Source organism: Limnospira sp. PMC 1279.21, from assembly GCF_032349615.1.
GTDB classification, from domain to species: Bacteria; Cyanobacteriota; Cyanobacteriia; order Cyanobacteriales; family Microcoleaceae; genus Limnospira; species Limnospira fusiformis.
Window position 1 is genome coordinate 1 of the sequence record NZ_JARPLU010000286.1, and the last position, 3588, is coordinate 3588.

2 protein-coding genes and 1 pseudogene are annotated in these 3588 nt (G+C 42.9%); all 3 read left to right on the plus strand.

Annotated elements, in window-relative coordinates:
- Nucleotides 1–194, plus strand: a pseudogene (locus tag P5683_RS23535) (hypothetical protein); the annotation flags it as partial.
- Between the two features lie 19 nt (nucleotides 195–213).
- A complete protein-coding gene (locus tag P5683_RS23540; RefSeq protein ID WP_008056207.1) occupies nucleotides 214–675 on the plus strand; it encodes a tellurite resistance TerB family protein in 462 nt (153 codons plus the stop codon).
- Nucleotides 675–3341 carry a zinc-dependent metalloprotease gene (locus P5683_RS23545; RefSeq protein ID WP_006670275.1) on the plus strand — a complete coding sequence of 889 codons (2667 nt, stop codon included), beginning with the start codon at nucleotides 675–677 and terminating at the stop codon, nucleotides 3339–3341. The genes P5683_RS23540 and P5683_RS23545 overlap by 1 nt, the downstream gene beginning before the upstream one ends.
- The last annotated feature ends 247 nt before the right edge of the window (nucleotides 3342–3588 follow it).

The following is a 3588-nucleotide window of genomic DNA, read 5'->3' on the forward strand; positions in this document are numbered from 1 at the left end:
GTGGTCATGTCCATTCCCAGCTAGGTGGCTCAAAAGTGTTCCGATGTCCTGAGTGGGGGTTCACTCTACCACGGGACTGGAACGGTGCTTTTGGAATCTTTCTAAAAGCTTTGCGGGATACCGCCTCTGTTACCTTAACGGGTAATAGTGCTATCGTTGCATTGTCCGGGAACAACCGGAAAAATGTCGCGTAAATGTATCAGTGGGTTTCTGATGAGCATACTCAACAAAATCTTTAAAGGACAGGATGAAACGCGGATTTCTCTGTCTACCCCGGAGGCGTTTGCGGCGATCGCAGTTAGTGCTATCTGTGCTGACGGCTATCTGTGCGCCCAGGAAAGGGAACGGATTATAGTTTTATTGTCGGAACTTCCCCTGTTTAACGGATATTCTCAGCCCAAGCTGACTAATTTAGTCGAAAAGTTATTTGAGTTACTATCTCTCAAGGGGACTTACTCTCTGTTGGCGATCGCTCGTGAGTTTTTACCTGTACAACTTCAGGAAACTGTGTTTACAGTAGTTAGCGATTTGTTATTAGTTGATGGGGTCTTGTCTATTAAGGAACGAGAGTTTTTGACCCATTTGTGGCAAATGTTGGATATACCTGCTGAACAAGCGTCTGAGATTTTTGAGCAGAAGTTAGAACAATACGATCTCAGAACACCTAATGGTTGATGAGAAGATTAAGCCGATATCTGATAATTTTGTTGCTCTCATTTGTTATGGTGACAATGGGGTGGAATAAAGCGATCGCACAAATCCCCAAATCTTTGGCGATCGCTCCATTTCAGATATCACAGCAACAGACACAACCTGCCGATTTTGATGGTATCATCCAGGGAACAGAACAATTGGTCGGGTTGTTTACTCTCTATCACAAACCCGAAACTAGACAGGTTTATCTGGAAATTCAACCCCAACAGCTTGAGCAAAATTTTCTGTGTTTTATTAGCCTTGAGTCTGGGTTAGAAAATAGTAACTTTTGGAGTGGTCAAGATTTAGGAAGTTTCCTGTTTAAACTGCGTTCTGTTTCCAACCGGATAGAATTATTAATTCCTAATATCAACTTTCGGTTCAATCCCCAAGAAACCCAGGCCGCAGCCATAGACCGCGCTTTTAGGGATTCAGTTTTATACTCCCTACCTGTCATGGCTACCCATCCTGAAAGACAGAGTATTTTAGTAGATTTCAGCCCAGTTTTAGTAGGAAATAACGAATTTTCGGGAGTCGTTTCTCAACTGTTATTCAGTTTACAAAATAACTACAATTTTGATGCTGATAAATCCTATATTTCGGGTCTCAAAGCATTTCCCAATAATGTCGAAGTCGCATCAGTATTAGGGTTTACAGCCGTGGGGAGAAACCTAGTACCTCATAGCCCAGCTATTTCTGATAGGCGTGCATTTAACCTAAAAATTCGTTACAGTTTTCTCGCCCTTCCTGATGATCACAGCTACCGCACTCGCCTAGCTGATGAACGAATCGGCTATTTTACAACGATTTATCGGGATGTTTCTAACCCTACCCGAACAGGGGCAATGGTGCGCTATATTAACCGATGGAATTTACAAAAACAAATCCCTAGTGCGCCCTTGTCAGCACCAGTAGAACCGATTGTATTTTGGCTAGAAAATACCATTCCTTTAGCATACCGTCAAGCTATTGCCGAAGGCGCTTTGATGTGGAATAAAGCCTTTGAAAAGGTGGGTTTTATGAATGCGATCGAAGTGCGACAAATGCCGGACAATGCTACCTGGGATCCCGCCGATGTCCGTTATAATACCATTCGCTGGTCTACATCTTTTAACTCGCCTTTCAGTGGTTACGGTCCTTCCCATGTTAACCCTTTAACCGGTCAAATTTTAGATGCAGATATGGTGATTGAAAGTCAAGCCATTGACAGCTTGCGACAAAGACAGGAAATTTTAGTCGAGGGTAGTTCTGCACAATGTCAGGATGGTTTATTAGGGCGAAATTGGCAACAACCCACCCCTAATAATCAGGAATATTTAATAGCATTGGAGCATTTTTGTTTTGAGGTAGAATCTACTCGCCAATTGGCTATTGGTGCGATCGCCATGTCCGTTAACCCTAGATTTCACCAAGATTCTATAGATGAGTATATTAATCAATATTTGCGTTATTTAACCGCCCATGAAATTGGTCATACTTTGGGTTTAAGACACAATTTCCGGGGTAGTACCATGCTAACACCAGAGGAATTAAACGATCGCGATATTACCCGCACTAGGGGAATGACCGCCTCAGTAATGGATTATTTACCAGTGAATTTAGCCCCCCCAGGACAACCCCAGGGCGATTATTTTCCCGTGGTTTTAGGCGCTTATGATCAATGGGCGATTCAATATGGATATCAACCCATTTTAGATATGACACCTTATTTAGAGTCTCGCCAATTACAGGAAATTGTAGCACGGGCAACTGAGCCAGATCTAGCATTTGCAACCGATGAGGATGTATGGGGAATTTTTCTTGACCCCGAGGCGCTACCATGGGATCTTAGTAGTGATATGTTACGCTATTCCCAATGGCAATTAGACAATGCCCAATATATATGGGATAGGTTAGAAACTCGTTCATTTCCTAGCAGCCAAGAATCTGACCAACTGCTGATAGCTTTTAACACAATTTTGAGTTATTATGCTAATAATGCAGCTAATGCTATACCATATATAGGTGGTCAGTCTTTCCATCGTTACCGCATTGGTAATAGTGGCAGTTCTTTACCTTTAGAGCCGATTCCAGTAACTCAGCAACGAGAGGCTTTGCAACTTTTAGCCAAATATGTATTTGCTGAAGATGCTTTTAATTTTTCTCCGAATCTGTTAAATCGCTTAGTTCCTTCTCGATGGTCTGATTGGGGAAATCCTAATCGTTTTGCTTCCTTAGATTATCCTATTAGCGATCGCATTGGGTGGGTCCAAAACCGCATTTTATCCGAACTACTTTCACCGGCGAGGTTAACTCGGTTGCGGGATTTGGAATTTAAAACCTCTCCTGGTAATGCTTTAACCATACCCGAATTATTGGAAATGCTAACAAATAGTATCTGGTCGGAACTATGGACTAGCGAAAAACAAATATCTATCGGTCCGGTGCGTCGATCGCTACAACAAGTTTATCTAGATTTAATGACTGATATAGTATTAGGAAATACCCCCGCCCCCCAAGATGCACAGACCTTAGCCTGGTTTCAGTTTAAGCAGTTAGAAGAATCCCTAGACTACCTAGTTAAACGTCGTAGCGATCGTCTGGATGCCTATAGTATAGCACATTTAGCCAAAAGTCGCGATCGGATTGCTAAAACTTTAGGAATATAGCCTTAACTTAGCATATCAAAAACAGCAATTATCGTTCACACAAAAATCCTGCCATTCCCTAGTTAATTAAACTTCACCACCCCCACCCGAAAAAGCCGTAGGGGCGGGTTCTGCCGTCAATGAAACTTCCCCACCGGAATTTAACTAAACCCGCCCCCACCCACCGATAATGTAGGGGCGGGTTCTGCCGCCAATGAAACTTCCCCACCGGAATTTAACTAAACCCGCCCCCACCCACCGATAATGG